At 61.8% G+C, this 26,457-nt stretch carries 21 protein-coding genes and 1 pseudogene; 4 read left to right on the top strand and 18 right to left on the bottom strand.

Annotated features, from left to right (window positions below; translation table 11 throughout):
• Positions 1 to 121: 121 nt before the first annotated feature.
• Genes HWW87_RS25720 through HWW87_RS25730 form a run of 3 tightly spaced genes read right to left on the bottom strand, consistent with a single transcriptional unit; the run spans position 122 to position 3,447 of the window.
• Positions 122 to 715: a hypothetical protein gene (locus HWW87_RS25720; RefSeq protein ID WP_175822608.1), complete on the bottom strand. Its 594-nt coding sequence runs from the start codon at positions 713 to 715 to the stop codon at positions 122 to 124.
• Positions 688 to 1,974, bottom strand: coding sequence for an MFS transporter (locus HWW87_RS25725; RefSeq protein WP_175822653.1), 1,287 nt, complete (start codon positions 1,972 to 1,974; stop codon positions 688 to 690). Before HWW87_RS25725 ends, HWW87_RS25720 begins: the two co-directional genes overlap by 28 nt.
• Positions 1,975 to 2,022: 48 nt before the next feature.
• On the bottom strand, positions 2,023 to 3,447 hold the full coding sequence (locus tag HWW87_RS25730) for a M20 family metallopeptidase (protein ID WP_175822654.1): 1,425 nt from the start codon (positions 3,445 to 3,447) through the stop codon (positions 2,023 to 2,025).
• 134 nt (positions 3,448 to 3,581) lie between these two features.
• Between HWW87_RS25730 and HWW87_RS25735 the strand changes: the two genes are divergently transcribed.
• Positions 3,582 to 4,478 carry a LysR family transcriptional regulator gene (locus tag HWW87_RS25735; protein ID WP_174432178.1) on the top strand — a complete coding sequence of 299 codons (897 nt, stop codon included), beginning with the start codon at positions 3,582 to 3,584 and terminating at the stop codon, positions 4,476 to 4,478.
• A 277-nt stretch (positions 4,479 to 4,755) separates the two neighbouring features.
• Here HWW87_RS25735 and mdeB read toward each other — a convergent pair whose 3' ends face one another.
• Together mdeB and HWW87_RS25745 are read right to left on the bottom strand one after the other, a co-directional pair.
• On the bottom strand, positions 4,756 to 7,446 hold the full coding sequence (gene mdeB / locus HWW87_RS25740; protein WP_175822655.1) for an alpha-ketoglutarate dehydrogenase: 2,691 nt from the start codon (positions 7,444 to 7,446) through the stop codon (positions 4,756 to 4,758).
• A gap of 72 nt (positions 7,447 to 7,518) precedes the next feature.
• Entirely contained in the window at positions 7,519 to 8,535 is a 1,017-nt protein-coding gene (locus HWW87_RS25745) for a 1-aminocyclopropane-1-carboxylate deaminase (RefSeq protein WP_175822656.1), read from the bottom strand.
• 173 nt (positions 8,536 to 8,708) lie between these two features.
• Between HWW87_RS25745 and HWW87_RS25750 the strand changes: the two genes are divergently transcribed.
• Positions 8,709 to 9,221 (top strand): Lrp/AsnC ligand binding domain-containing protein, encoded by a 513-nt coding sequence (locus tag HWW87_RS25750; protein ID WP_060314422.1) that lies wholly within the window; start codon positions 8,709 to 8,711, stop codon positions 9,219 to 9,221.
• 41 nt (positions 9,222 to 9,262) lie between these two features.
• Positions 9,263 to 9,346 (top strand): annotated as a pseudogene (locus HWW87_RS37445) (helix-turn-helix domain-containing protein); the annotation flags it as partial.
• Positions 9,347 to 9,918: 572 nt separating this feature from the next.
• Here the strand turns inward: HWW87_RS37445 and HWW87_RS25760 are convergent.
• The 4 genes from HWW87_RS25760 to HWW87_RS25775 are packed head-to-tail and all read right to left on the bottom strand — an operon-like array spanning position 9,919 to position 15,492.
• Positions 9,919 to 11,013, bottom strand: a complete 1,095-nt coding sequence (locus HWW87_RS25760) for a Rieske 2Fe-2S domain-containing protein (protein WP_175822843.1) — start codon at positions 11,011 to 11,013, stop codon at positions 9,919 to 9,921.
• A 25-nt stretch (positions 11,014 to 11,038) separates the two neighbouring features.
• Entirely contained in the window at positions 11,039 to 12,739 is a 1,701-nt protein-coding gene (locus HWW87_RS25765) for a tryptophan 7-halogenase (RefSeq protein ID WP_175822657.1), read from the bottom strand.
• A gap of 51 nt (positions 12,740 to 12,790) precedes the next feature.
• Entirely contained in the window at positions 12,791 to 13,876 is a 1,086-nt protein-coding gene (locus HWW87_RS25770; RefSeq protein ID WP_175822658.1) for a monodechloroaminopyrrolnitrin synthase PrnB family protein, read from the bottom strand.
• Positions 13,876 to 15,492, bottom strand: a complete 1,617-nt coding sequence (locus HWW87_RS25775; RefSeq protein WP_175822659.1) for a tryptophan halogenase family protein — start codon at positions 15,490 to 15,492, stop codon at positions 13,876 to 13,878. Before HWW87_RS25775 ends, HWW87_RS25770 begins: the two co-directional genes overlap by 1 nt.
• A 795-nt stretch (positions 15,493 to 16,287) precedes the next feature.
• On the opposite strand from HWW87_RS25775, the gene HWW87_RS25780 reads away from it, so the two are divergent.
• Positions 16,288 to 16,890: a LysE family translocator gene (locus HWW87_RS25780; protein WP_175822660.1), complete on the top strand. Its 603-nt coding sequence runs from the start codon at positions 16,288 to 16,290 to the stop codon at positions 16,888 to 16,890.
• A 463-nt stretch (positions 16,891 to 17,353) separates the two neighbouring features.
• On the opposite strand, the gene HWW87_RS25785 is transcribed toward HWW87_RS25780, so the two are convergent.
• The 9 genes from HWW87_RS25785 to thrS all read right to left on the bottom strand — a co-directional run bounded on the left by HWW87_RS25785 (position 17,354) and on the right by thrS (position 26,445).
• The gene (locus HWW87_RS25785; RefSeq protein ID WP_175822661.1) at positions 17,354 to 18,223 is read right to left on the bottom strand and encodes a gamma-glutamyl-gamma-aminobutyrate hydrolase family protein; all 870 of its coding nucleotides are present in this window, start codon (positions 18,221 to 18,223) and stop codon (positions 17,354 to 17,356) included.
• A gap of 28 nt (positions 18,224 to 18,251) precedes the next feature.
• Complete coding sequence (locus HWW87_RS25790) at positions 18,252 to 18,638, bottom strand: GFA family protein (protein ID WP_175822662.1); 387 nt, start codon at positions 18,636 to 18,638, stop codon at positions 18,252 to 18,254.
• Positions 18,639 to 18,678: 40 nt separating this feature from the next.
• On the bottom strand, positions 18,679 to 19,830 hold the full coding sequence (locus HWW87_RS25795) for a PLP-dependent aspartate aminotransferase family protein (protein ID WP_175822663.1): 1,152 nt from the start codon (positions 19,828 to 19,830) through the stop codon (positions 18,679 to 18,681).
• Complete coding sequence (locus HWW87_RS25800; protein WP_175822664.1) at positions 19,827 to 21,038, bottom strand: MFS transporter; 1,212 nt, start codon at positions 21,036 to 21,038, stop codon at positions 19,827 to 19,829. Before HWW87_RS25800 ends, HWW87_RS25795 begins: the two co-directional genes overlap by 4 nt.
• Before the next feature lie 4 nt (positions 21,039 to 21,042).
• A complete protein-coding gene (locus HWW87_RS25805; RefSeq protein WP_175822665.1) occupies positions 21,043 to 22,416 on the bottom strand; it encodes a peptide ligase PGM1-related protein in 1,374 nt (457 codons plus the stop codon).
• Positions 22,409 to 23,332 (bottom strand): fatty acid desaturase, encoded by a 924-nt coding sequence (locus tag HWW87_RS25810; protein WP_175822666.1) that lies wholly within the window; start codon positions 23,330 to 23,332, stop codon positions 22,409 to 22,411. The genes HWW87_RS25805 and HWW87_RS25810 overlap by 8 nt, the downstream gene beginning before the upstream one ends.
• Positions 23,333 to 23,334: 2 nt before the next feature.
• On the bottom strand, positions 23,335 to 24,111 hold the full coding sequence (locus HWW87_RS25815; RefSeq protein WP_175822667.1) for a hypothetical protein: 777 nt from the start codon (positions 24,109 to 24,111) through the stop codon (positions 23,335 to 23,337).
• Positions 24,112 to 24,354: 243 nt separating this feature from the next.
• Positions 24,355 to 25,014 carry a LuxR family transcriptional regulator gene (locus tag HWW87_RS25820; protein ID WP_175822668.1) on the bottom strand — a complete coding sequence of 220 codons (660 nt, stop codon included), beginning with the start codon at positions 25,012 to 25,014 and terminating at the stop codon, positions 24,355 to 24,357.
• 222 nt (positions 25,015 to 25,236) lie between these two features.
• On the bottom strand, positions 25,237 to 26,445 hold the full coding sequence (thrS, locus tag HWW87_RS25825) for a threonine--tRNA ligase (RefSeq protein ID WP_175822669.1): 1,209 nt from the start codon (positions 26,443 to 26,445) through the stop codon (positions 25,237 to 25,239).
• Positions 26,446 to 26,457 lie beyond the last annotated feature (12 nt).

The following is a 26,457-nucleotide window of genomic DNA, read 5'->3' on the forward strand; positions in this document are numbered from 1 at the left end:
GCGCGTTTCCTTCTTACCCGGGCAGCGGCATCAAGCGCGACATTCCGGAAGCGGAAACGCCGCTGATCCTGAGCGCACTCTCTGCTGCTTCCACCGCCGAAGCACGCCCATTTTTTGGGTATTAATAGATCAATATGTTCTCGGCGATCGCGTGCTTCAACTCCTTCAGAACAAGCGTGAGAAGACGAGGTACCTGCATTTCGACCTCGTCGCCCTCGAAGCTAACGAGGGCACTCACCCTGTTCCCTTCGATGCTGCCGAGCCAGTCGAGGTCTTGCGGGCGTGTCGACCACAATAGCAACGGCACGCCTCTCGGCAATTGACTCAATCGGCAATCCGCGCCCGTCTTCGACGCATCGGGAAGGTTATCCGGCATGAGCGACTCGCTCCATGCACGGTGCGCATCGCCGGGATCGTCAATCTGGAGAAGCGCGACTTCCGGCACCGCCGTGAAGCTGGCTACGGTCGCTGAAACCGCGGCCACGCCAGGGCTTCGATCAACGACGACACACACGCGGGCCCGCTCCGAAGGCGGTAATAGCCAATTCCACATCGAGGCTCCCGACGATACCGCGTCCAATTTCCTTGCACTCATTCCGACCTCGCCTCGTATTTCGTCGAAACAGTCTCGGGCCGCACCCGGCGAAGCAATCGCTCGCTGATGCGACATTCTCTCGATGCGCTGTCCTATCGGAGATTCAACAATGATCGACATCCCCGCAATGCAATCAAACTCAGCACGCCGAGCAGCATCAGGTAAAGCGCCGGCGATGCCAAATTGCCTGTCTGATGGATCAATGATGCGACGATCAGCGGCGCGAAACCGCCGAAAAGCGTGACGCCGATGTTGTAGCTGATAGCCATACCGGTCGCTCTGGTTTCTGTCGGGAAGACTTCCGCCATCAGCGCCGGCAGTGCGCCAAAATAGACCGCCTTCAGCGTCCCGATCCAGGCCATCATCACAATGAGCCTTCCCAGATCGGGATGCGCCCCAAGCAATTTGAAAACCGGATAAATGGTCAGAATGAATGCTATCCCGGCCCAGCTCATGAGCCTAATGCGGCCGATCTTGTCCGAGAGATAGCCAACGAACGGCGTAACGAACGTCAGGATGGCGCCGGTCAGCATCGTTGCAATGAAGCCGAAACTGGCAGGCAGATGAAGCTCACGTACCGCGTAGGTCGGAATATAAAGAATGACGTAACTGGCGCCGGTAGAAAGGACGAGCGTACCGATCGCCAACAACATTCTGGTTTTCTGATTGCCGAACACCTCCCTTACCGGGAACGATTCGCGCCGTTCATGCGTTGCGCCGTCGGCTTCATGCACGTGCTTTCGCAAGTACAGGCCGACGGGACCGATCAACACACCAAAGAGAAACGGCACGCGCCAACCCCATGAGTCGATGGCATCTCCATCGAGGGTCAAGGTGAGGAGAACACCAAAACCGGCCGCGAGCATATAGCTCAATCCCTGACTCGCGAACTGGAAGCTGGCGAACAATCCCTTGCGTTCGGGACACTGTTCCACCAGAAAGGCAGTCGTACTGCCGAACTCGCCGCCCGCGGAAAAGCCCTGAAGCAGTCGAGCGCAGATGACCAGAATCGGCGCGGTTACGCCGATCGACTCGTAACTCGGCGTCAGTGCGATCGTCGTCGTGCCGACCATCATCGTGACAATCGAAACCATCATCGATGCCTTGCGACCGCGACGATCAGCATACGAACCGAGCACGAGCGCTCCGATCGGTCTGGCCAAATACGAGATCGCGAACGTCCCGAAGGTCAGAAGAAGGGATACCCCACTACTCGACGCCGGAAAGAAAGCCTTTGAAATCGAGATTGCGAAGAATCCGTAAATCAGTATGTCGAACCACTCCAAAGCATTGCCGACGGTTGCGGCGGACACCAATCGCAAAACGTTTGGAGCTCGTTCCCTTGTCGGCGCGGCATCCACCATTTCCATAGTACGCATCTCATTCTCCGTTAACTTACGATAACAAGTGCACTAAAAACGGGCGTCTTATGCTCGGACGACAAGCGCTCCTTCCTTGCGTCGATCCCGGACGGCGGATGCCGACTCCCCGAGATCCCAAAATATGCCGGCCATGATCTGCAGCGCCTCACGCGCGACACTTCCAAGCAGGTGTTCGTTCGGCGCATGCTGGGAGCAGGCTCCGTATGAGTGCGGAATCCAGATCGTCGGAAGGCCCAGAACCTCGGAAAAGACGTCGTTTGGCAGCGACCCGCCAAGGTTGGGAAGCAAATCCGGATGCTTTCCGGTCGTCTGCTCGATTGAATCGAGCGCCCATGCGACCCACGGATCTTCCGGCGGCAGGCGCGTAGCACCCATCCGCTCGCCGATTGCAACCTCGACCATATCGAACCCGCATGCGTCGAGGCGATGCCGTAGAACTTCCTCGATACGCTCGCAATCCGTACCGACGACGTATCTGAGTTGGCAATGCGCGTGCGCAACGGGAGGAATCGCCCCGATCGGGCTGCTCGGGTTACCGGTGGTAAAGGCCAGTACTTCCAGCGCGTTCCATGCATAGACACGCTCTTGGGCCGTTAAGCCAGGTTCGCCCCAATTGCCATCGACGTGAGGATCGTTGGGACCGCCACCGACGGCAATATTCTTCAGCGCCGTTCGTACCGCAGCCGGAATATGCGTCGGTAACAGCGCGTCGACGAGGATCCGCCCACGCCCGTCAACAAGCGATGAAATCGCGTTGGCGAGTACGGTTCCGGCATTGCTGAGCGCCCCTCCCCAATTTCCGGAATGATGTGCGCCCGACCGGAGCCGAACAGAAAGCGTGAAGTTGACGAATCCGCGAGACCCAAGAAAAACACAGGGGACATGCGATCTGGCCCGCGGGCCATCCGAAGCGATCAGAATGTCGGCGGCGAGAAGGGCCTTGTTCTGCCCGCAGACCGTGCGTAGCCCGGGCGATCCTGTCTCTTCCCCCATCTCGAGCAGCAGCGTCGCATTGAAACCCAGACGTCGATTCCTGGCCTCGATGACTTGCTCCAACGCGGCCAGGTTGATGGTGTGTTGCCCTTTGTTATCCGCGGTGCCCCGCCCAAACCATCGGTCTCCTTCGACCGTAATGTTCCATGGCGACATCTGGTCCTTCCACTGTCCGTCATAGCCACGGACGACATCACCGTGCCCGTACATCAGGATCGTCGGAAGCGAGGGATCCTCGATACGCGTCGCAATCAAAAACGGCGCGCTCCCCTCAACGGGGTTCTCGACAAGACGAGACTCAAAACCGATACGGTCAATCGACGGGGCGATCTCGTCGACGAGGTATTCTCGAAGCTCGCTTGCTCGTCCGGAATCCTGACTTTCCGTCATCATTTGAACGCGTCGCGCGAGATCTTTCAGAAATCCACCCGAGTCAAAATAGTTTGTGGCAGAGTCGATCGCATGGTGGCGCGTCATGGTGATCCTCGCGTGTATCGTGGAAGAGCGGTTTGTTCAACCCTGATGGATCAAGCGTACGGAGCCAAAACGCGCACTACAATTGACTTTTTTGCGTGCCCTGCTTTCCAATAACGCAAACTTGGCGGCCCGTCATGCACAACGCTGCACTCCGATACTTCCTTGCCGTTGCCAACACCGGTTCGTTGAGCGAGGCGTCCGAGAAGCTGCACGTTTCGATCTCCGCGATCAGCCGTCAGATTACGAAGCTCGAGGAGGAGATCGGCTGCCCGCTTTTCGAGCGTCAGGCACGCGGCATGGTCCCCAACAAGGCCGGGGAGCTGTTGGCTGCGCATGTCCGGAGAACCCTGCTCGAAGGTCAGCAGGTGATCGAGGAGATCAAGGCGCTGAACTCATTCGATCGAAGCACTATCCGCGTCTCGACGTCGGAAGCGTTTGCCCGGGATGTTCTCCCTCGCGCCATCACGCAATTTCTGGAAAAGTCGCCCGGTACCTGTTTCGAGGTGGCAGTGACTGCGCCTGGAGAGGTGACGGCACACGTACGGAGTGGCGAAGCGGATATCGGCCTGACCTTCGGCGTCGTACGAGCGCCGGAGATCAACGTCGAGTACACGCAAAGCGCGCCCATTTGCGCCGTCATGCCCCGCTCTCACGCGCTGGCCGGGCACGCGACGGTGTCGATGGCCGAGTTGCGGAATTTCCCGATTGCCCTGCTTGATCGCGGCACGACGATCCGCCAACTTTTCGATACGACGGCCAGCCTCGAGAATCTTCTCTTCGAACCCGTTCTGACCTGCAACAACTCGAGCACACTGTATGCATTCACTCAAATGTCGGGGGTAGTGTCCCTGACTAGCCGCCTGACGGTGCAGGCGCGTCTGGCGACGGACGGCCTGGTAGCAATACCGATCGATCATCCGGGCATGTCGTTACGCGCGATCCAGATCCAGACCCTGTCCGGCCGAGTGTTGTCCACCGTATTGGTCGACTTCGTTGCCGAATTGGTCAAGCAGTTGCATACGGCCGAGTAGATGCACGGCGGCTTCGTCCCTGTTGTCACCACCCAGTCCCGACATACCACGACCTGCGGCAGCAACGAGACCACGAACCTGAGCAGAACCTCCTTTGCCGTCCGCCCAAGGACGCGCCTTTCTTTTGGTTACTTTTCTTTGGAAGACAAAGAAAAGTGACCGCCGCCCCGCGCAGGGGCGACGCTAATAGACCGTTGGCACAACAGGTTCAACGACAAGCGCGTGGAGAACCACCCAAAACAATGGCCCAGCACCCTATTCAACCGGATGATCCACGTTAGCGCGCCACCAACCCGATGACATTGAACGCCCCCGACTGTCCGCGGGCCTCCTCAACCGTCTCCTGCCCCTCGAGGGCCCGCAAGCCTGCCTGCACAATGGCTTGGGAATCCACCTCAAAGTATCGCCGCAACTGCGCCCGCGAATCGCTTCGACCAAAGCCGTCGGTCCCAAGCGTGATATACCGCCGTCCTTCCGGAATATATGCACGAACCATTTCCGGAAGCGCCTTCACATAGTCCGACGCAGCGACAATCGGGCCAACCGTCGTGCGCAGCTGGGTAGAAATCCACGATTCCCCGATGTCCCCGGAACCAAGCCGCCATTCCCGCTCGCATCGCGCGCCATCCCGGCCCAGCTCGACGTAGCTGGTAATACTCCAGACGTCCGCAGACACCTCATGTAACCGCTCGAGTTCGTCCGCCGCCTTGAGAACCTCCCCCATGATCGCGCCGCTGCCGAACAACTGAATCCGCCGCCGAAAGCGGCCGCCTTGTCGGAACAGATACATGCCTTTCACGATACCTTCATGCGACGCGTCGGCGATACTCGGTTGCGCGACGTTCTCATTGGTCACGGTAACGTAATAGAACTCGTCGTGCGCGTCGCTCAGCATGCGCCGCAGCCCGTAGTCGACCAGGACCGCCAGTTCGCCAGCAAAGGAGGGATCGTACGCTCGACACGTCGGTATCGTCGACGCGAGAAGATGACTCGAGCCATCCTGATGCTGCAATCCTTCTCCTCCCAGCGTCGTGCGACCCGACGTGGCGCCGACGAGGAAACCTCTGGCTCGCTGATCTGCAGCCGCCCAGATCAAGTCGCCGATACGCTGAAAGCCGAACATGCTGTAGTAAATATAGAACGGCATCATCGGAATACCGTGCACTGCGTAACTCGTCGCAGCGGCCGTCCACGACGAGATCGCCCCCGCCTCCGTGATACCTTCCTCGAGAATTTGACCATCGGACGCTTCACGATACGAGAGCATCGATGAATTGTCTTCCGGATCGTACAACTGCCCGAACGGCGCATAGATTCCGACCTGGCGGAAAAGATTCGCCATGCCGAACGTCCTGGCCTCGTCTGCAACGATCGGAACCAATCGCGGGCCGAGGTTGGCGTCCTTGAGCAGTGCACCGAGCTGCCTGACGAAGGCGGTCGTCGAACTCATGACCTTTCCGTCCGCATTCAGGGAGAAGCTCGCGACGCGCGCCAGTTCGGGCACCACCAGTCGCTCGGATGCCGCACGTCGCTGAGGGAGATAGCCGCCGAGCGCCTCGCGACGCTTGCGCAAGTACCGCAGTTCATCGCTATCGTGCGGCGGCCGATAAAACCGCGCTTCCGATGCCTCTTCATCAGAAAGCGGGAGCGCGAATCGATCCCGAAATGCAATCAGGTCGTCCCTCTCCAGCTTTTTCTGCTGATGCGTCGTCATGCGCCCTTGCGCGATCGTGCCCATGCCATAGCCTTTCATGGTCTTGGCAAGCACCACCGATGGTCGACCATTCCTGGCCGTCGCCGCGGCAAAGGCGGCATGGATTTTCACGGGATCGTGCCCGCCGCGCCGAAGCATCGCGATGTCGTCGTCGGACAACGAATCCACCAGCGCTCGCAGTTCCGGCGTCCGACTGAAGAACGTCTCACGATTGAATGCGCCGTCATTGGCCGACAATGTCTGAAAATCGCCATCGACGGTGTTCGCGAAAGCGCGCTCGAGCACACCCTCATGATCGCGTCCGAGCAACGCATCCCACTCGGAGCCCCAGATGCATTTGATGATGTTCCATCCGGCGCCGGCGAACAACGCCTCGAGTTCGTCGATGACCCGGCCGTTGCCGCGGACGGGGCCATCCAGTCGCTGGAGATTGCAGTTGATGACGAATATGCAATTGTCGAGCCGCTCGCGAGCCGCAAGCGTCAACGCAGCGATCGACTCGGGCTCGTCCATTTCTCCATCGCCGAAAAACCCCCAAACGCGACGGTCGCCGTGCTCCTTCAAGCCACGATTTTCCATGTACCGCATGAACCGCGCCTGATAAATGGCGTTGAGCGGCCCCAGCCCCATCGATCCGGTCGGAAACTGCCAAAAGTCCGGCATCAAAAAGGGATGAGGATATGAACTCAATCCCCGGATGCCGCCAGCCTCCGCCACAATCTCCTGACGATAATGGGACAGCGATTCTTCCGACAGTCGTCCCTCGAGAAACGCCCGAGCGTAGACGCCCGGCGCGGAATGCGCCTGGAAAAACACCAGATCGCCGCCGTGCACCGCATCCGGGCCGCGAAAAAAATGCTGGAAACCGACCTCGAACAGGTCCGCGGCGGAAGCATAGCTTGCAATGTGTCCGCCCAGTTCACCCTGCGCACGGTTGGCGCGGACCACCATCGCGAGGGCGTTCCACCGTATCAACGCCGCGATCCGTCGCTCGATTTGCAGATCGCCCGGATAGGCCGGCTGCTCCTCGGGCGCCACGGTATTGACGTACGGCGTGACCAAGGGCGGCCTCCACGCGATGCGACGGGCCTGTGCATGCGCCAGCAACGAGTCGAGAAGACGGCGTGCACGTGCCTTGCCTTGATCGCCGCCCCACGCATGCAACAGGCCATCGAGCGCGTCGCACCACTCCCAGAGCTCCTCCGGGTCGGGATCCGTCATCGTGCTGATCGGAAGTCGATTCGGCATTTCCATTCTTTGCACTCCGAATTGGCCACGTGCCCCGCCGGTTCCGACTCCACCTTGCAGTCGGAACGCGGCCGGGCCTTAACCGTTCTTGAACAAGAAGCTGTATGCATTCAATGCGGGGACACCGCCCAGGTGCGCATACAAAACCCGGGACCCTTCCGGAAACTCGCCCCGGCGCACCATATCGATCATTCCGTGCATCGACTTGCCTTCATAAACCGGGTCGGTCAGCATTCCCTCAGTCTTCGCGCTCAGTCGAATCGCTTCGAGCGTACCTTCCGACGGAAGGCCGTATTCAGGGCCCCCGTAATGCGTGTCCAGCACCACATCCGCGTCCTCGATCGGCCGATCGAGTTCCACGAGGTCGGCGGTTTGGCGTGCGATGCGGAGAATCTGCTCACGCGTCTGCTCGGGCTTGGCCGACGCATCGATACCGATCACGCGATCCGCGCGGCCGTCCGCCGCGAACCCGACGACCATGCCGGCCTGCGTGCTTCCGGTCACCGAACAAACAACGATGTAGTCGAACTTGAATCCGAGTTCAGCTTCCTGGGCGCGCACTTCCTCCGCGAAACCGACGAACCCCAGGCCGCCAAGCCGATGCTCGGAACAACCGGCCGGGATCGGATACGGCGTCCCTCCCGCGTTGCGAACACTCTCCATTGCCTGTTCCCAGCTCGGACGAATGCCGATGTCGAAGCCGTCGCTGACCAGCCGAACGTCGGCGCCCATCATGCGGGACATCTGAATGTTGCCGACGCGGTCATACACTGCGTCCGAGTAGTTGACCCAATTTTCTTGAACCAGCACGCATTTCAGGCCAAGATGAGCCGCGACTGCTGCGACCTGACGCGTCTGGTTCGACTGGATGCCGCCAATCGATACCAGCGTGTCGGCTCCGCTCGCCAGAACGTCCGGAACGATGTACTCGAGCTTCCGGGTCTTGTTGCCGCCGAACGCCAGGCCGCTGTTGCAGTCTTCTCGTTTCGCATAGAGGTGAACTTTGCCGCCCAGCTCCTTGCTGAGGCGGGACAACTCATGGATGGGGGTGGGTCCGAAGGTCAGCTTGTGGCGAGGAAAGCGATCGAGGTTCACGGAAGTTCTCCGAAAGGTGGGCGGCAGGTTCGGACGCCTGATGTCGTCAGGGCGACCGGGTACGAAGAAATTCTAGTTAAATACCCACGAAACGTGGTTGCAAACATCTGTGCATCGCCGCGCTTTGAAATACAATTTTCACCATCCCCACGAATGTATATTTTTTAGAATCGATGAAATCGACAACAAAATTTCTCGGCAAATCGCGCCCGGATGACGCGAGCCACGTCGAACTTGACCGTACGGACAAAGCGATCCTGCGCGCCCTTCAGAAGGACGCATCGATCTCGAACGTCGCGCTGGCGGCGAAGGTGAATTTGAGTGCGCCGGCCTGTTTGCGCCGCGTCGAACGGCTCAAGAGCCTGGGTTTGATCCGAGGAATCGTCGCGTTGCTCAACGCGCCTGCCCTCGACGCGGGCATGGTCGTGATCATCGGGGTCGTGCTGGATCGATCGACCCCCGAATCCTTTGCCGCGTTTGAAAAAGCGGCCCAGAACGTATCCGGATGCATGGAATGCCACGTGGTGACCGGCGAGTTCGACTACTTCATGATGCTGCGCACCCGCGATAGCGAAAGCTTCAACCGACTCCATGCCGAACAACTGCTTTATCTGCCCGGCGTGCGTCAGATTCGGACTTTCATGGTGCTCAAACAGGTTTTTTCTTCGACGCAGATCGCCATATAGCGGCTGAGCCAGGCGGCCGTTTCCTGCGCATGCTGGAACTCACCGGCGACAATCGCGCGGAAGCAGCGAAGCGGCCCGGCATCAGCCGCCAGTCCCTGTACACGCGCATGGCGAACCTCGACATCGGCCAGCGTCGGATTTCCGGACACGCGTGTCCCGGCGCGTTGACACTCTCGCTGCCGCGCTGCCGGCAATCTGTAGAAGACTTGCGTCAACAGTCATCCGCGCCTGAAGAGCGGCGAAAGCATCGCCGCGCGAGCGGCCCGGCGCCCGCTCGCGTCGGCTTCCGGCGAAGCACCGAGGCCGCGCCCGTCAGTGCGCGAGCGCGCGACCGATCCTGAATACCCCGACTGCCTCGCGCAGCGTGGTTGCCTGCTACGCCATCGCCTGCGGGAAACGGGAAACGAGAACCGGCAACGACGTTACGATCGAGCTCCCCGGGCCGTTCGATTCGATCATTGCGGCAATCGACGCGCGGTCTCGGCCATGGCGACCGGTGGATAGACGGACAACGCGATCGGCCATCCGATTCCACTCCAGGCGACATGGCCGACGCTGCCAATCAAGCAAGCAATAGCCCGGCTGGTCCGGCCCACCCGCAGCACGCGAAAGTGACACGCGGTTGCTCGGTGCGCCGCGAGCGCCGGACGAAACGACGCGGCCGACACCGAGCCGGCCAGGGCTGCCGACTCACGCGTTACCGCTCGCTCGAGCCGACGCGGTCGACCCAGCCGCGGTAAAACGCGCGGTACTTGAGCACGAGCTTGTCGTACTTGCTGTACGCGCCGCCGCCGTCCGGCTTCATCCCGTTCCAGATCTTGACGTCGTACCCCGCGGCCTGCCGGGTCTGAAGCCCGAACAGCACGTAGTCGGTCGCGCGGCGCAGGACGCCGCCCACCTTCTTGATCGAGATGAGCATGTGCATGACGTTCTTGCCGTCGCTCACCGGCGTCACGCACTGGAGCAGCTTGTATTTGACGTCTCCGTCCAGGGCGACGGTCATCACGCACCCGCCGGGGTAGCCGTCGAAGTGCAGGTTCATCTGCGACATGTTCAGGCCCAGCGCGCGCGACAGCATGCCGAGGGGTCCGAAGTACCGGTTCACGGTGAAGTCGATCCCCGCACCGAACCACGCGCCCGCCCGTGCCAGCGACTCGACCTCCGGCCACTCGCGCCAATCGTCGAAGAGCTTGAGCTCGAAGGCCGATATCGGGAGCGCGTGGACCGGGGTCGCGTGCTGCGCGTCGTAGAAGTTCTCGACGATCCGCAAGACCGCCGTCGTCGTCTCGAACGCGAAGTGCAGGTGCATGAAGTCGCCGTTGTCGACGTCGGCCGCGGCGATTTCAGGCAGCGGGTGCAGTGGCTGCGGGGAGCCGTACCAGACCCACACGTAGCCGTACCGCTCGGCGGCGACCCACGTCGGCTGGCGCGCCCCGCGCGGGACGGGCTCGAGCCGGCACACCGCCTGGCTGTGGCCGGGGATATGCACGCACTGGCCGTGCTCGTCGTACCGCCAGTGGTGAAACGGGCACTGGATGCACCCGTCCTCGACCTTGCCGTCGGCCAGGTTCGCGCCGAGGTGCGCGCAGTGGCGGTCCATCACCACGGCCCGCCCCGTCGCGCCGCGCCACGCGACGCACGGCCGGCCGAAGAGCGTCAACGCGGCCGGCTTGTCCTTGAGGGCGTCCGAGCGCATCGCGACGTACCAGCTCGCGGCCACGCGCGTGGTCGCGTCGTACGCCCCCGACGGATGCTCGTTGGCACGCACTTGATTCAATTGAACGTCTTCTATCATTTTCATTCCGGAGGTCGGTCGACTACTTCAGCGCCAGGCCGATGCGGGTCGTGACGTACGCCCTGAGCAGCGCGAACATCGGGTTGTAGTCGAAGTACCTTTTCACCTCCGCCGGCGCGCTGGTCTGCGTCCAGTGCAGCAGCTTCATCGCCGGCAGCAGGCTGTACTTCGAGTTGTTGAGCTCCGGTCTGGCGCCGGTGATGCAGTACCCGAAGCCGAACATCGGCTTGGCGAATTCCCGTTCGTTGATGAGGACGTGAATCCGCGCCGCGGCCTCCTCGGCCGACTTGTGCCCGGCGCTCACGGCCTCGACCTCGGCTTTGGCATCGTTGAACAACTGGTAGTACCCCTCCATGTCCGCGCACAGGAATCCGAGGTACGGGGCGTTGTCGTCGAGGTGATCGAGGTCGCGCTCGTTGCGCGATGCGCGGAACCGCGCGTGTGCTTGCACGAGCCGGAACTGCCCGAGGATCGTGCCGACCGCCCACAGCCGGTGGAACGCATCCCACAGGCGGAAGTCCGAGAACGCCGTGTAGCAGCAGCTGACGAAGTCGTCGTTGTGGTCCAGAAGCTTCTGCTGCAAGCGCTCGATGTACTCGAAGCGCTCGGGGGAAAAGTCGTCGTCGCGCAGCGCCTTGATCAGGCGCGCCGCGAGTGCGTGGATGGTCACCGCGGTGTTCTCGAGCCCGCGGGAGAAAAGCGGATCGATGAACCCGTTCGCGTGCAGCATCAGGCAGTAACGGTCGCCGACGCACGCGCTCGACGAGAACTGCAGGCGGTCGGTCTTGACCCAGTCGCGCACCGGCACGGCGTCCCGGAACTGCGCCGCGATGCTCGGGAACCGCGCGAGGAATTCGTCGAATTCCTGCTGCGCGGAGATGTCCGTTTTCGGGTAGACACGCGGGTCGAGCTGCAGGCCGACGCTCACCAGGTTGTTGGTCGACCGCGGGTGGTTGTTGAACGGAATCACCCAGAGCCAGCCGCCCTCGAACATATGGTGCAAGGTCCCCTCGTGCCAACGCCAGCGCTGCCCCTTGACCTTGAAGATGTCGTCGAACGGCTTGACCCCGAGCATGTGCGTGTAGAGGCTGCGCGAGTGCGTCTTGAAACGGCACGGCTCTTCGCGCAGCCCGAACTTGGTCGCGAGCGGCGCACGCGGGCCTCCGCAGTCGATCATGTAGCGGCCGGTGAAGCGTTCGCCCTGGGCGGTGGCCACCGCGACGCCGTCCTTGTCGGCGTGGTATTCGGTCACGCTCGTCTTCTGGCGGACCATGCAGCCGTATTTGATGGCGGCTTGCAACAGGTACGCGTCGACGTCCTGCCGGTAATAATGGCTCTCCGGCCCCCACGGCAGCTCGGGAATGACGCACTGCGTGAACTCCTTCGGGTCGTGCTCCTCGCCGGGCTTGTGGAACACGAAGCCGAAGTTGCGCTTGATGCCCGTGCTCGACGCGACGTAACGCTGCGTCGCATAGAACGACGTGATGTGGTCGAGCTCCGGAATGCCGTAGCGATCGGCGATGATGCGGTTCATCAGGGACGTCTCGGGGATCGACGATTCGCCGATCGTGAAGCGTGGGTGCGACGACTCCTCGATGATCAGTACGCGAAACCGTTGCTTGGCCAGGATGGCCCCCATCTGGGTGCCCGACATGCCCGAGCCGAGGATGATCACATCGAAGTGGTTGCTGTCGCGCCCGTTCGCGGGGTTCTGCTGAGTCATGGGGGCACACTCTCCTGGTGAGATGGAACACATGGCCGCGCGCATCAGGCGTCAGCGCGCGTCGAGCGCGGCGCGAACGCGGAACCGTGCCGCACGCGTGAGCGTGAGCAGATCGCCGAGCATGCTGGGCGCGTAGCCGCCGCTGCCGATCGTGGGGCCGCTTCGCCCGACTTCGTACGCCCGCTCCGCCAATTTGACGTGAGGCGCCCGGAAGCGCAGCAGGACCTCGAATACCCGGTCGAGGGCCGCCAGCCCGGCCGCGACGGGCTCGCCCCGCGCGCGGGCCGCTTGCGCCTCGCCGAGCGCGCGGTCGACGAGCGCCGGCCGCCCGGCGAACCGGTCGTAGACCGCCCTGAACACGGGAAGCACGTAGGGCAGGTACGTCTCCTTGAATTCCCGATAACCCTGGTGGCCCGATTGCGCGCCCCACAGCACGTGCTCCAGCACGAAGAGGGGCATTTCCACGGCACCGGGGCCGAGGTAGCTCCGGCCCCCGACTCGAATCGGTTCGTAGAAGGGGCGAAGCTCGTCGTAGAAGACCTGCAGCGAGATGAAGCGGTACGCGTACACGATCGAGTCGACCATTTTCTGCAGATTGGCGGCCATCTCGTCGCACCCCTGCGCGAACGCGGGCGACCGCAGCGGCACGTCGGACAGCTCGACGGTCAACGCGATGGCCGCCTCGAGGGCCGCCATCGAGATGCGCACGCTCTCGAGCAGATGCGCTTCGTCGCGCAGCCCGGTGTAGCTGCGCTGCGCGTCGGCCGCCGCGGGGTTCCAGACCGTCACATGCAGGAGCGTCTCTCGCGGTGGCAGGTCGGTCGCGCGTGCCAGGTCGAGCAGCACCGGCTCGAGCCCGGGCACCGCGTCCACGGGCTCGTGTCCGTGCCGCTTGAGCGACCCCAGGAAGAACCCGATGTCCCGCATCGCGGCTGCGGCTTCGACGAAGCCCCAGCCCGAGGGCACACCGTGCACCGGGAGGAACGCGCGCAACAGGCCGACGATGCCGGGCACATCCTTCTTATGGTTCAGGCCCGGAAGCTGCAGAACGTGCGTGCGCGCCTGCAGCGGATCGCAGGCCGCCACTGCAGCGTGCTTGGCCGCGATGGCGCGCACCCGGCCCAGGGCGCGCTCCACTACAGGATCTCCGGCGTCGCAAGCGTCGGCCCGGGCTGGCTGCGGGACAGCCCCGCGTCGCACTCACGCAGCGAACGCAGGTAATCGTAGTTCGTCGGCAGGCTCGTCCGCAGACGGTCGGCCTCGCGCCGGATCCGGGCGAACATCGCCTCGGCCTTGTCGATCGACTCCGGCCGGTGCCGCAAGAGCGGCAGCGACCGGTCGGGCAGCAGCCCCAGGCCGGCAAAAATGCAGTAGTAGTTTCCGTTCAACCAGAAGTTCTTGAACTCGTAGTCGAAGGTTTCGTAGTACGTAGAATCGTCGAACGACGCGGTGGTCAGCGGCAGCCCCGCCTTGTAGCGTTCGACCTTCTCCTTGATGGCGTCCGACAGCCGCAGGTCGTGCCGGTTCGCGCGCCAGAACGGTGTGTCGTCGCGCGACGTGGTGAAATAATGCGCCTGCACGAAATCCCGGCAGTCGTCGAACATGTAGACGATTTCGGCGTTGAATGCGTCGGTCAACCGCGGGTCGAACGACGTGTCGGGGAAGTGCTTCACGAGCTGGTAGAGCGCCGCGTAGATGAAGTAGATCCCCGTCGATTCCAGCGGCTCCAGAAAGCACGACGACAGCCCGATGGAGACACAGTTGTTGACCCACGCGCGCCTGTTGCGCCCGACCCGGAACTTGATCTGGTTGAGCGGCTGCTTGTCCGAGAGCCCCCAGAGGCGAAGGAAGTCGGCGGTGGCCTGGTCGCGCGACGTGAACTTGCTCGAGAACACATAGCCGCTGCCGAACCGGCCCAGCATCGGAATCTTCCAGGTCCACCCGGAGTTCATCGCGATCGCCGAGGTGTACGGCTCGATCCCTACGCGCGCGTCGTCGGTGGGCACGGCGCTGGCGACCGCGCTGTCGCACAGCAGGTAGTCGGACATGTCGATGAACGGCTCCTTCAGCGCCTGGTTGATCAGGAGCCCCCGCATGCCGGAGCAGTCGATGAACAGGTCCGCTTCGAGCGTGCGCCCCTCCTTGGTGGACAGGCGGGAGATGTAGCCGCGGTCGTTCAGGTGAACCTGCTCGACCTCGTCGACCACGCGGGTCACGCCGCGTTCGGTGGCCCAGCGCTTCAGGAAATCGGCCACCAGGTGCGCGTCGAAGTGCCACGCATGGGACATCTGGCGGGTGCCGTCGGGCAGGCACGGCGCCAGCTTGGCGTCGAGCGCCTCGGTCTGCGGATAGCACGCGTACTCCATCGGCTGCTGGAAGCCCTGTTCGCGCTTGCGCAGCCAGTAGTGGGTCAGCGGCACGCCGTCGCAGTTCGGCACGTTGCCGAACAAATGGTAGAAGTGATCGCCGTGCGAGCGGTCGGGAGACTTCCGCCAGTTCACGAATCGGATGGCGGACTTGAACGCGCCGTTCACCTGGGGCATCCATTCCCGCTCTGGTATCCCGAGGAAGTCGAAGAACACCTTCTGCAAACTCGGGATGGTCGCCTCGCCCACGCCGATCCGCGGGATCGCCGCGGATTCGATGAGGGTAATGTTCGCCTGCTGCTGGAGCGCCCGGACGAGGTACGAGGCGGACATCCAGCCCGCCGTGCCGCCGCCCACGATGACGATATTCTTGATCGGATTAGTCATGAAACGCTTCCCATAGGATTTAAAACCTGAATGGATAGTGCCGCCTTGGCGAGTTGAACGGGTAACTCGTCCGGTAACGCGTCATGACGTTTTTATCTCGTCACGTAAAATGACACCGGGAAGGCGTAATGAATAGCAGCTCAGTTAAGCAAAAACGCGAATCCCAATCGCACGCGGCGGCACGCCACGCAAGGGATTCCGCGTCGACAGATTGAATTGCCGACGCATCGCTCGCATTAGTTCATTGAAGTGCTCAGTTTACCTAATTGTTACCACGATTGTCATACCAGGCACCTGACATCTCCGACACACCATAGCAGCGTTCACGATGGCACACCTAGAAAAATTTCATATCAATCTCATGCGATTCAGAGAAATTCTAAATCCCGGAGAATATCGACGAAATATCCCACAACGAACGATTTAATTTTTTCGAAACAACAAAATTCATTTTTTCACTTAAAGCACATACACCAACCATCGTCCAGTCAAAAAAATGCGAAATGTCCGACTGAATTCACATAAAAGAAATAACGAATTCACCATTTGCAAAACAAAGATGTCGACCTTTTCTGATTTCGATGATCTTGATCTCGACCCGAAAATAATCCGACTCGTCAGTGGAGAAATTCGTCATGATGTGCCGGGGCCGACACGAAGATCATGTGATGAAGACGGGCAAGTTCACGGAAGAGAGCAGATCGAACGACAGCGCGTAACGGGCAATCGCTATTCCAACGGCGTGCCGGCTTCGGCCGGACGCGAACCGCGACACGGACGAATCGAGGAGGCCGCGTGCCCATCCAGGAAGCCTTGCTGAAGATGTCGATGTATGTCTCGCTGGTGCTGATCGTGCCGGGGCCGACCAATACGCTGCTGCTGTCGTCCGGGTTGAAGGTCGGCCTGCGCGGCACCTGGCCGCTTGTCGTCGCCGAGGCGCTCGGCTACGCGATCGCGATTTCCGTATGGGGATTCTTCCTGTCCGCGTTCGCTGCCGGCCGGCCCTGGCTTTATGACGTGGTCAAGCTCGCGAGTTCCGTCTACATCTTTTTCCTCGCGCTCAAGATGTGGACGCATAGCCGCGTGCTGCAGGACGTATCGATCGCGCCGGTGCGCTTTCGCGATGTGTTCGTCGCGACGATGATGAATCCGAAAGCGCTGCTGTTCTCGAGCACGCTGTTTCCGTTGGAGGCGTTCAGGTCGGCGCACTATTTCGCATGGGCGCTTCTCGTCTTTCTGGTCGTGCTCGCGCCGATCGGTGTGGGCTGGTCGTCCCTCGGCGGGCTCCTCACTTCGCAACGCGCGTGGGCCGCCCGCACGTCGACGCTGCTGCGCGGCGCGTCGCTCGTGCTGTTGATGTTCTCCGGCACGCTCGTGTACTCGGTCGTGAATCGCTGATCGACGCGGCGCGCGGCGCCGCCCGCAACCGCATCCAGCAGGGGCGGTGCCATTGTGAGGCCGAGCCCGTGATCTTGAGCACGTAGATCGCCCGCACGATGGTAATTCCTCGAATTGGTGTCGGAGATCGTCTTGAACGACAAGCAAACGCCAACAAAGAGAAAGCACCCTTTTCCAGAACTAGCTCGAATTTCATGGCAGGGTATCTCGGTGGAGAAACGGAAATCGGCGGCGTGCCCCGGCATACGGATGGGTCCGGCGTGGCCCGCTGAACGAGGTTGACGTTCGCTCGAAAGCGTAGCGCGATTCCCAATCGCGCGTGCGCTGAATATTCCGCAATAGTTGTACCTGCAACGATAAGCTGGAATGCGGTTTTGCCAGGTACACGCACCGATTGGCTTCCAGCCACTTACGAGGCAATGAAATGCGGGATCTGGCCCGCGACGGCGCCTCGAGCAGTGGTTCAGATGCTCACAGTCGGTATCGGTGTGTCAGCCGTTGCTGCGGCCGATGTCGTGAACAAACGCTCGACGAACAGGTCGCCAGCCAGTCGGCGGTGCAAAGAGGCCGCGCATTCGTGGGCAAATCGGGCCCAGACGCCACAGTTCAAAACGCTCTCCCGCACGTACCATTCAGGATGCCATTGCACACCGAAGATCGGCACCCTGACATGCGATACCGCCTCAATCGTACCGTCGTCGGCATAGGCGTCGACACGCAGTCCGTCTGCCAGCAACGCGATACCCTGTCCGTGCAACGAATTCACACGCGCGTGCAGGTGATCGTGACGATCGAGCGCCATCGTCCGGATCGCGTCGTCAAGCCAGCCACCGCGCACCAGCTCGACCGCGTGAGCATCCCGATAGCGTGCCTCGAAAGCCAGCGCACGGTTCGCCCGGTGATCCCGCCTCCCCGGCTCGTCGTGAAGTGCCGCGTACAAGGTCCCGCCCAACGCGACATTGATCTCCTGCATGCCACGGCATATTCCGAGCACCGGACGCCCTGACGCTACCGCGTCGCGGACAATCCGGACCGCCATCCGGTCACGCGTGCGGTCGAGCGATCCCACCTGCGGCTGCGTACCACCGTAAAGCGCAACATCGACGTTGCTGGCTCCCCCCGGCAGGACGAACCCATCGAGACGATCGAGCAGCGTGTCGAGACCTGGATCGGACGCGAGTTCGTCCGTCGCCCCGATTAAGAGCGGCAAGACCCCGCCAAACTCCGACGTGGCCCGCAGATATCGATCAAACACGGCTTGATGGGAAAGGCACCCCCATCCCGGGATCTCAATATCCTCCGCCGAGCACAACACGCCGACGACTGGCTTCATGTGCGCAAGTTGTCGCATCGCGGCCGCTTCACTGCGGAAAGGACTGGATGTTGTCTTCCCAGTTCCGGCCATCGAACGGCACCACATCGAACACGCCGGCCTCGGCCAGCTCCAGACAGCGCAAATTGACACTGTAGTCTTGCGGATGAGAGCGCGGGCGATAGAACGGCTTGACGCCGCAAACCCGACAGAACGTGTGCTCCGCAATCCCGGTATTGAAGCGGTACAACGTCAGATGCTCCCTCCCTCCGAGCAGCTCGAAATCTTCGTGTTCGACGGGAACGTGCAGGAAGCCCGACGCAAAGCAGATCGAGCAATTGCAGTCGATCACCTTGCGAGATGCTGTCGATCGAATGCGAAAACGTATCGCACCGCAGTGGCATTTCCCGTAGATGTATTGCGTTGCGTCCGTCATTGATAGCCCCTCGTTTCGGAAAAGTGAACCTCGATTTCGGTCAGCACCCCGTGCGCAGCGCGGCATCCAGATCCTGCCGAAGCATGTCCGGGTCTTCGAGCCCGATGCTCAACCGCATACCGATCCGCTCGCCATCGTGTCGGGACACCGTCGCTGGACAGGCTATCGACTCGTAACCACCCCAGCCCCAGCCTCGTCCGATCAACGAAAGCCCGTCGATCGCGTTCCTGACCGCCTGTTTGCGGCCGTCCTTGAGCACGCAGGCGAATACGCCGCCCGCACCCGAATACTGGGTCCGCCATGCGGCGTGCCCGCTGTCGTCGGCCAGCGGCGGGTAGTGAACGCTTTCGATCAGCGGATGATCGCGCAACCAGGACGCGACATCGCACGCCGACTGAAAATGCCGATCCATCCGAACCGCCAGCGTTCGCAATCCTCGCAACGCCAAGTTCGCGTCGTCTGCGCCGACCGCCTGCCCTGTCAGACGACTCATGTTCTGCACGCGCTCGTACATGTCGCGGCTCGCAAACACCGCTGCACCGACCATCGAATCGGCATGGCCACCGATGTACTTCGACATGCTGTGGATGACGACGCTCGCACCGTGATCAAGCGGGTTGAAGAAATACGGCGTGGCCCAGGTGTTGTCGACCACGACCGGAACGGACCCGGCAATCTCGACGATATCCCGAAGCACGCACATGTCGAAGCTCGACGAACCCGGCAGGTCGAGATAAACCGCACACGTCCGTTCACCGAGTTTCGCCGCCAGTTCGGCCGGATCGTCCAGCGAGAATTCGTCGATCGATACGCGCTGTCGATGCAGCACCTCGTTGCAGAATTTGCGTGCGGCCGGATACGACGAACGCGAGATCAACACCTGCCCTCCGGAAGCAGCAAGCGTCTGCAACACGGTCGCGATGGCGGCCAGCCCCGAACACATCACCAGTGCGGCAACGCCATGCTCGATTTCCGCCATCGCGCCGCACAGCGCGTCCGTCGTCGGTGTCCCCCAGCGCCCGTAGTGATACGGCGCCGCGCCAGGCGCCATGTCATCGACGGATTCGAAAAGGACAGTCGACCCGCGATAGACGGGTGGATTGACGAAGCCGAAATGCGTGGCAGGCGCGCGGCTCACCGTCGTCAGTACCGTGCCTGTCGTGCCCTTCCTTCCGGCAGGTTCGCGAATCATCGATGTCCTCCCCCGAACGCCAGCAGACCGATCAGGGCAATCCCCATGAACATGATCCATCCCGGCGTGAGCACGGCCCAGCCCGCGGCAGCACTGCCGATGAAGTTGCCCAGCATCCCGCCGATCGCCCACGAGATCGCAGACGCACCAAAATAGCTGCCGGCGCTCCCGTCGGGCGTCAGATCGGCGAGCGCGATATTCGATGCCGGAAGAATCAGGCTCTCGCCGAACGTGAAGACGATCGCAACGGTAATCAGGATGATGAGCGACGCGCCGGCGCCCCAGCCGTGACCGAACAGCAGCGCAGCAATCGCGAAGCAGCAACACATTGCCGTGTGCCCGATCGTCATCATGGATCGCCAAGTCGCGCGCTGAAACCAGCCCATGCCGAGCGACGCCGTGGCGATACCGATAAGGGCATTCGTGATGTAGAACGGCCTGACGCCGTTGTAGCCGCTCGCGCCATGCGAAAACGTCAGCGGGATGAAGACGTAAATCTGCGTGTACACGGTCCAGAACGGAACGAGCGCCCAGCACAGTCGACGGAACCGCCTGTCGCCGAATGCGATCAGCAAGCCCCGCAGCGGATGGACCGCGACTGCGTTGCGTGCCCGCCGCCCGGAGATCCAGGGCGCCACGAACGCGAGTGCCACGAAGATCACGCCGCTCACCATAAACGGCAACGTCCGGTCGACGGTCGGCACGACGATGAGCAGCGCCGGACCGACCAGCGCGCCGAGATTGAGCGCCAGGTTGTTCAGCGCAAATACCCGGGGGCGCACGGCGGCATCGAGCGAACCGAAGATCGAATATGCGGTGGTCTCGTAAAGGGCAGCCCCGAGTCCGGACAGGAAGGCCCACATCAGCAGGCCCGGAAACGACCGTGCCACCGCGAATCCGGCGAAACCCGCCGCACGACAGATCAAACCGAGCGTAGTCAGCACGCGGCTGCTGAAACGATCCGTCGACGCACCCAGCACCAGCGGCAACAGCCGGCTCGCCAGCAGATTCACCGTCAGTACGCTGGCAACGCTGCCCGCGTCGAGATGGCGCTCCAGGTCGAGGAACGCCGCGAGCAACGGTAGCGACCCGAACACGGACAGATTCACGAGGAACTGGAAAATCAGCAGGATTCGCGTCGAAACCGACACCCCGTCGGCCATTCCGGCCAGCCATGCCGACGGGCGCGTGAACTTGATTGCATGCATCGTCTCACCCCGGTAGTGCGACCGACTCTTGAGCCAGCTCGAACTCGCGCAGGAACGTGCGCTCGAGCGCAAGCGCGCCGGACCAATCCCGCGCATACACCATGTACTCAAACGTGCCGGTACCCGCGGTATCTTCCGTAAGCACGACGACGCCGGCTTCGCCGCGCTGCGGCGTGAGCCTGCGTGACACGGTCAGCGCCGCGTGGAGGTCGCGAACGGGCACTCTGTTGCGCGTCACGACGGCATGCGTGGACAGATAGTCCGGCCCCGCCAGTTCGCACAGGATCGCGTCGAGATGGCTGCAGCCGCCGATGCGTCCGTTGATCTCGGTAAAGACGATTTCGCCGTCATCGGTCACGATGGCATCGAAGTTCGCGCGCCCCACGAACCCGAGACGCTGGGCAATCGCCGCAAGCACATCGCCTTGCGCCAGAAATGCGTCGATCAGGGCGGAAGGCAGCTGGCTCGGTATCTGGAACCCAGTCCACATGATCATGCCGTTACCACGCTTGTCGCCCGAAGCGTCCATCCGCAGATCACCGTAGCTCACGAGCCGAAATGCATCGGCGCCGATCTCGTATTCCGCATACAGGACGTCCGAGCCTTCGTGGAACCGCTCGACGATCACCTGGCAGTTGCCCGCGGTGTCGGTCTGAGTCGCCCACAGCTCCCGTGCGAATACGGTATCAACGTCCGACTGGTGCGTCAGCGCATACACCTTGCGGACGCCCGGATAACTATCCCGCCGTTCGAGCGTGACCGCGATGTTTCCGTCTCCTCCGGCATTGACGTCCTGCTTGACGATCACGCTCGCATGTCTCGCCAGCATGTCGCGCAGCGTCAGGTAAAACTCGCCGAGCGAACGGCACACGCGCCCGTCCGCACACCCGACGCGACCGGATGCAAGCGCACGAAATACGGCCTTTCGATTCAGCAGTTCGGCGCCGGCCTGTTCCATGAAGTTCGATCCGTTCGACACAGGTTGCACAATGCCGAGCTGGTCGCACAGCAACCCGACCGATGACGTATGAAAGTACGGATAGACCGTCCATCCGGCCCCACCGACGCGCAGGTCCCGCAATGCCACCAGCGTGGCTTCCTCGAGCAGGCGATCAGAGGTCAGGACCACCGGATCGGAGATATCGGAGGACGGCGACACGATCTGCGCAGCGCAAAGTCGGCGCCCCATCACGTCCGATACGTACTCGATCATGTCGACCGATACCGGCGACGGCAGGATCGCCACGTCGTCGCTCGTCATCTGCCAGACGAGGCGCCTTGCTGCAATCGCTGACACCTGCCGAAGCGGCAGCGACGCGCGCTTCGTGTCGCCGATCATTGCTTCGTTATCGACATTGCCCACAATGAGTTTAGCCATGAGTTGCCCCGTGCTCCCGACGTTGGAGAAGTTCCCGGCAAACGCGCCAGTGCCATTTCAGATAAGACGATTCCCGATGCATGCCGACATCCGCACGCGCGGCGATTTGGGCCAGTAGCGGTGCCGGCGCGCCCGGATACCGATGATGTTCGGTATGAAAATTTGCATTCCACATGAAGAACCTGACGATGGCGTTGCTTGTCGTCGTCCGAGATGCCAAGTAGCGCGGCTGAACCGGTTCGCAGCCATAATGCTCCGGCAGTCCGAAGAACATCAACCAGAAGTATGCAAAAAACACCGGGCCGATATAGGCCGTGAACAGTGCCGACGGCCAGGCCGCGGCGGCAGCAACGACGACGAGCAGCCATGCGGCAATGCACTGCGCTTCGCCGCGCGCTCGCGATTTCCGGCGCGTGGTCGCGAGATAGGGCGGCGCGTCTCCGCCGATCAGCCGCGCGTTCAGGCGCAGGTTAGCAACGAGAAAGCCGATACCGGTCATCGCGCCGGTATAGGCGCGCAAGGTGTCGAATCGGGCGGCCGATTCGGTGTCCTCGTCCGTCGCCACGCACCGGTGATGTTTCAGATGCTTGTCGGTATACGCCGTGTAGTTCACGAATAGGACATTCGCGGCGAGATTTCCGACAATCGCGTTGACGACTTTCGCACGCACTAGGCTGCGATGCAGGCATTCGTGTGCGAGGTTCAGGAACCCGCTCAACACGAAACCAGCGGCACCCATCAGGGCGACCCGGACAATCGCGTGGCCGGACCGGCACGCGAGCCATGCCAGCACACCGAACACCGCCGTCGCACCGATGACCTTCGCGACCGCAGCCGCGTCGCGGCGTCCGCGATGCTGCGAACGATATGCGTCGATCTCAAGCACTACGGGATCCGAACAGAATTCGGCGCTCATGTTCAGCCAGCCAGCGACACAAGCGTCGCACACCAGGACACGTTATCGGACACGGCCTGTGCAACGCGCTCCGCGAATCTCGGGATGTCCTCGTCGCCGACGATGAGTTGAATCATCCGCCTCGTCATCTCGACGTGATACGCCTCGGCAGGATCGTCGCCGCCAACGTGGCATTGAAAATAGACGAGCCCTTGTCGGCCGACGCCATAAGAGCGGCTTGTCGATTCCCAAAGCGCGTCGATCATCGCATTCGCGTGCAGTTCGAACGCCACCATGTTCGCGCACCGATCGAGCGCGGATGACGCACCCAGCCCGGCAAGCAGTTTCGTTAGATACGGACCTGTGGGTGCGCTGAAATCCGGGACTGCGATGCGTCCGGTCAACGTCTCGATATCCTTTTTCAGCAGGCTGGCGTGAAACCATTTTTCGGTATCCAGAATGCGCTGCAATCCCTGCTTGCCGTATCGTTCGATCACGTATGCGCCGCCGGTCTCGTCCCAGCAAAGGAAATTGCCCACCACGCTCGTGATTTCGACGTCCCGCGCCACCGGCCGATTCGATTGAATGGCCTCCAGCACGGCGTTGACTTGTGCGCCGGCCTGCAGGTACGGAAACGCCTGCGACATCGCGAGGTAGTGCGGAAAGATTTTTTCCAGCGCCGCACGCGACGACACGTGTCGAAACGGATGATCGTCGAGCCCGGCCTCCAGGTCGATCAACAGCGCATCGATTTCCCCGTCGACGACCGGGCCCAGGAATGCTTCACAGACATCAGCCATGCGTTCACCTCATCTACCGTCGCGATTGTGATTGGCCGGCACCACACGCCCGTGCCGACCGCCGAGTGTGACGATCAGGATTCGATCGGTCGCTTGCATCGGTAGCACTTTGCCGATTTTCGATGCGGTCTCACACTACAAAGGCTTGTAGTGCCCGTGCCGACGTGGCGCGACTTGACGGATCGACACGCGCACGGCACGAACCCGCTCACGATCCGCTTCGCGTCTCGCGTCACCCACGCGTTACAGCAAACCGAATCGGGACGCCATCAGCACGGCTTGCCGGCGTGTCGGCACGTCGAACTTCTTCATGATGTTGCGAATGTGATGGAGCACGCCATGCTCGGTCAGCGACACGATGCGCGAGATGTCCCAACTGGACTTTCCTTCGGCGACCCATTTCAGGATTTCGAGTTCGCGCGCACTGAGGCACGGTGCATCGGATTGCATCGCCTCCAGCCTGCGGCACGCATCGAGCATCAGATTCGCCACGAGGGCGCCCCATGTCGGGACGTCGCAACGCGTGTCGACGTGGTCCGACACCGGCGCCTGTCGAACGAAGCTCACGCAGGCCATGTCGCCATGCCGATTGTGCGCGGGAAACGATACGCCGTCGCTCAGCCCGTAATGACGGCCCTCGTCTCGAAGCTGGCGCTGTTCGGCCGTCGAGAAGATGCGGTCGCACCAGATCAGCGGCATCAAGGACGACAACGCGTGCTGCACGACCGGATCGATCGACAGATAATCCCGTTCTCGATAACGGGACAGCCATGCGTCCGGATAGTTCGACAGCGTGCGGCCGTTCTTCAGCGTACCGCCGGTCATTCGATAGCCCTGGTAGCAGACATGGTCGAAGCCAGCAAGACGGCTGATGTCGATCAGCATCCGGCCCAGTTCTTCCATGCATGTGCAACCACCGATCTCGAACACCATCTCGAGTATTCGCTCGCTGCGCCGACACGGCCCAGACTCGCACCAATCTTCGGCCCATTGAATTGCTCGTTCTCTGGCTTCTCTCATGATTTTTTAGAATTACTTATTAAAATATGGTTACGAATCGATTCGATCTATCTGCACAACGCCCTCTATCCGCCCGTGATAGCCGGAAGCGGTCCTGCCGTCGGATCAGAACACCAGGGTCGCGGACGGGACGCGTGCATGCTGCTTCAGGTACGCGAGCGCGTCGTTGACCGTCAGCACGTGCTGCTCTCCGTCCCGCATGCGCAACGACACCTCGCCGGCCAGCGCCTCCTTCCGTCCGGCCACCGCGACGATCGGCGCGGCCAGTTCCCTCGCATCGAAGATCTTGCGCGGCAGACGCTCGGCACGGAAATCCCGCAGCACCCGGCAGCCGATGTCTTCGAAGGCGAACGCCGTGTCGTCGGCAAATGCGCGCTCTTCCTGCCCGATGTTCGCAACGACGACCTGGTCCGGCGCGAGCCACGTCGGCAACCATCCCTGATAGTGCTCGAGAAGAATGCCGATGAACCGTTCGAGGCTCCCCAACACCGCGTGATGCAACATGACTGGCGTCGCCTTCGCGCCGTCCTCCCCGACATACGCGGCGCCGAGCCGCTCGGGCAATACGAAGTCGAGCTGGATCGTCCCGCATTGCCACTTCCGCCCCTGACGGTCGAGCAGATGAAATTCGAGCTTCGGGCCGTAGAAGGCGCCCTCTCCGCTCTGGATCGTGAAATCCAGGCCGGCCGCTCGTGCAGCGGACGCGAGCATCGCCTCCGCACGATCCCACACCGCATCGTCACCGGCCCGAACCGCTGGCCGCGTCGATAACGCCACATCGAATTCAGCAAACCCGAAGTCCGCGTAGATCGCCTTCAGCAATACGCAGAATCGTGCAACTTCGACCTCGATCTGGTCCGGCATGCAAAGCACGTGGGCGTCGTCCTGCGTGAACGCGCGGGCGCGCATGAGGCCATGCAGCGCGCCGGACGGCTCGGCCCGATGGACCGCCCCGAACTCCGAATATCGAAGCGGGAGATCACGGTACGAGCGCGAGCCTTTTTTAAAGATCTGCACATGACACGGGCAGCTCATTGGTTTGAGACAGTACGGGTTGCCGTCGCTCTCGAGCGAAAACATGTTTGGCCCGAATTTCTCCCAATGACCGCTCTGTTCCCAAAGGCCGCGGGAAGCGATTTGGGGCGTGCGCACTTCGGCAAAGCCGGCCTGACGCATGCGGACGCGAATATATTCCTCGACGACCCGATAAAGAACCATGCCGCGCGGATGCCAGAAGATGGCGCCCGGGCTTTCATCCTGCTGGTGAAACAGATCGAGTTTGCTACCAAGCACTCGGTGGTCGGAATCGTCCATCGTGTTCTCCGT

Source organism: Burkholderia sp. BCC0419 (genome assembly GCF_902830285.1).
Taxonomy (GTDB): domain Bacteria; phylum Pseudomonadota; class Gammaproteobacteria; order Burkholderiales; family Burkholderiaceae; genus Burkholderia.

Excerpts from the sequence above, each read along its gene's own strand:
- HWW87_RS25720 (WP_175822608.1), bottom strand. The coding sequence starts at position 715 with ATGTCGATCATTGTTGAATCTCCGATAGGACAGCGCATCGAGAGAATG.
- HWW87_RS25725 (WP_175822653.1), bottom strand. The coding sequence starts at position 1,974 with ATGCGTACTATGGAAATGGTGGATGCCGCGCCGACAAGGGAACGAGCT.
- HWW87_RS25730 (WP_175822654.1), bottom strand. The coding sequence starts at position 3,447 with ATGACGCGCCACCATGCGATCGACTCTGCCACAAACTATTTTGACTCG.
- HWW87_RS25735 (WP_174432178.1), top strand. The coding sequence starts at position 3,582 with ATGCACAACGCTGCACTCCGATACTTCCTTGCCGTTGCCAACACCGGT.
- mdeB (WP_175822655.1), bottom strand. The coding sequence starts at position 7,446 with ATGGAAATGCCGAATCGACTTCCGATCAGCACGATGACGGATCCCGAC.
- HWW87_RS25750 (WP_060314422.1), top strand. The coding sequence starts at position 8,709 with ATGAAATCGACAACAAAATTTCTCGGCAAATCGCGCCCGGATGACGCG.
- HWW87_RS25765 (WP_175822657.1), bottom strand. The coding sequence starts at position 12,739 with ATGACTCAGCAGAACCCCGCGAACGGGCGCGACAGCAACCACTTCGAT.
- HWW87_RS25775 (WP_175822659.1), bottom strand. The coding sequence starts at position 15,492 with ATGACTAATCCGATCAAGAATATCGTCATCGTGGGCGGCGGCACGGCG.
- HWW87_RS25785 (WP_175822661.1), bottom strand. The coding sequence starts at position 18,223 with ATGAAGCCAGTCGTCGGCGTGTTGTGCTCGGCGGAGGATATTGAGATC.
- HWW87_RS25790 (WP_175822662.1), bottom strand. The coding sequence starts at position 18,638 with ATGACGGACGCAACGCAATACATCTACGGGAAATGCCACTGCGGTGCG.
- HWW87_RS25795 (WP_175822663.1), bottom strand. The coding sequence starts at position 19,830 with ATGATTCGCGAACCTGCCGGAAGGAAGGGCACGACAGGCACGGTACTG.
- HWW87_RS25800 (WP_175822664.1), bottom strand. The coding sequence starts at position 21,038 with ATGCATGCAATCAAGTTCACGCGCCCGTCGGCATGGCTGGCCGGAATG.
- HWW87_RS25805 (WP_175822665.1), bottom strand. The coding sequence starts at position 22,416 with ATGGCTAAACTCATTGTGGGCAATGTCGATAACGAAGCAATGATCGGC.
- HWW87_RS25810 (WP_175822666.1), bottom strand. The coding sequence starts at position 23,332 with ATGAGCGCCGAATTCTGTTCGGATCCCGTAGTGCTTGAGATCGACGCA.
- HWW87_RS25815 (WP_175822667.1), bottom strand. The coding sequence starts at position 24,111 with ATGGCTGATGTCTGTGAAGCATTCCTGGGCCCGGTCGTCGACGGGGAA.
- HWW87_RS25820 (WP_175822668.1), bottom strand. The coding sequence starts at position 25,014 with ATGGAAGAACTGGGCCGGATGCTGATCGACATCAGCCGTCTTGCTGGC.
- thrS (WP_175822669.1), bottom strand. The coding sequence starts at position 26,445 with ATGGACGATTCCGACCACCGAGTGCTTGGTAGCAAACTCGATCTGTTT.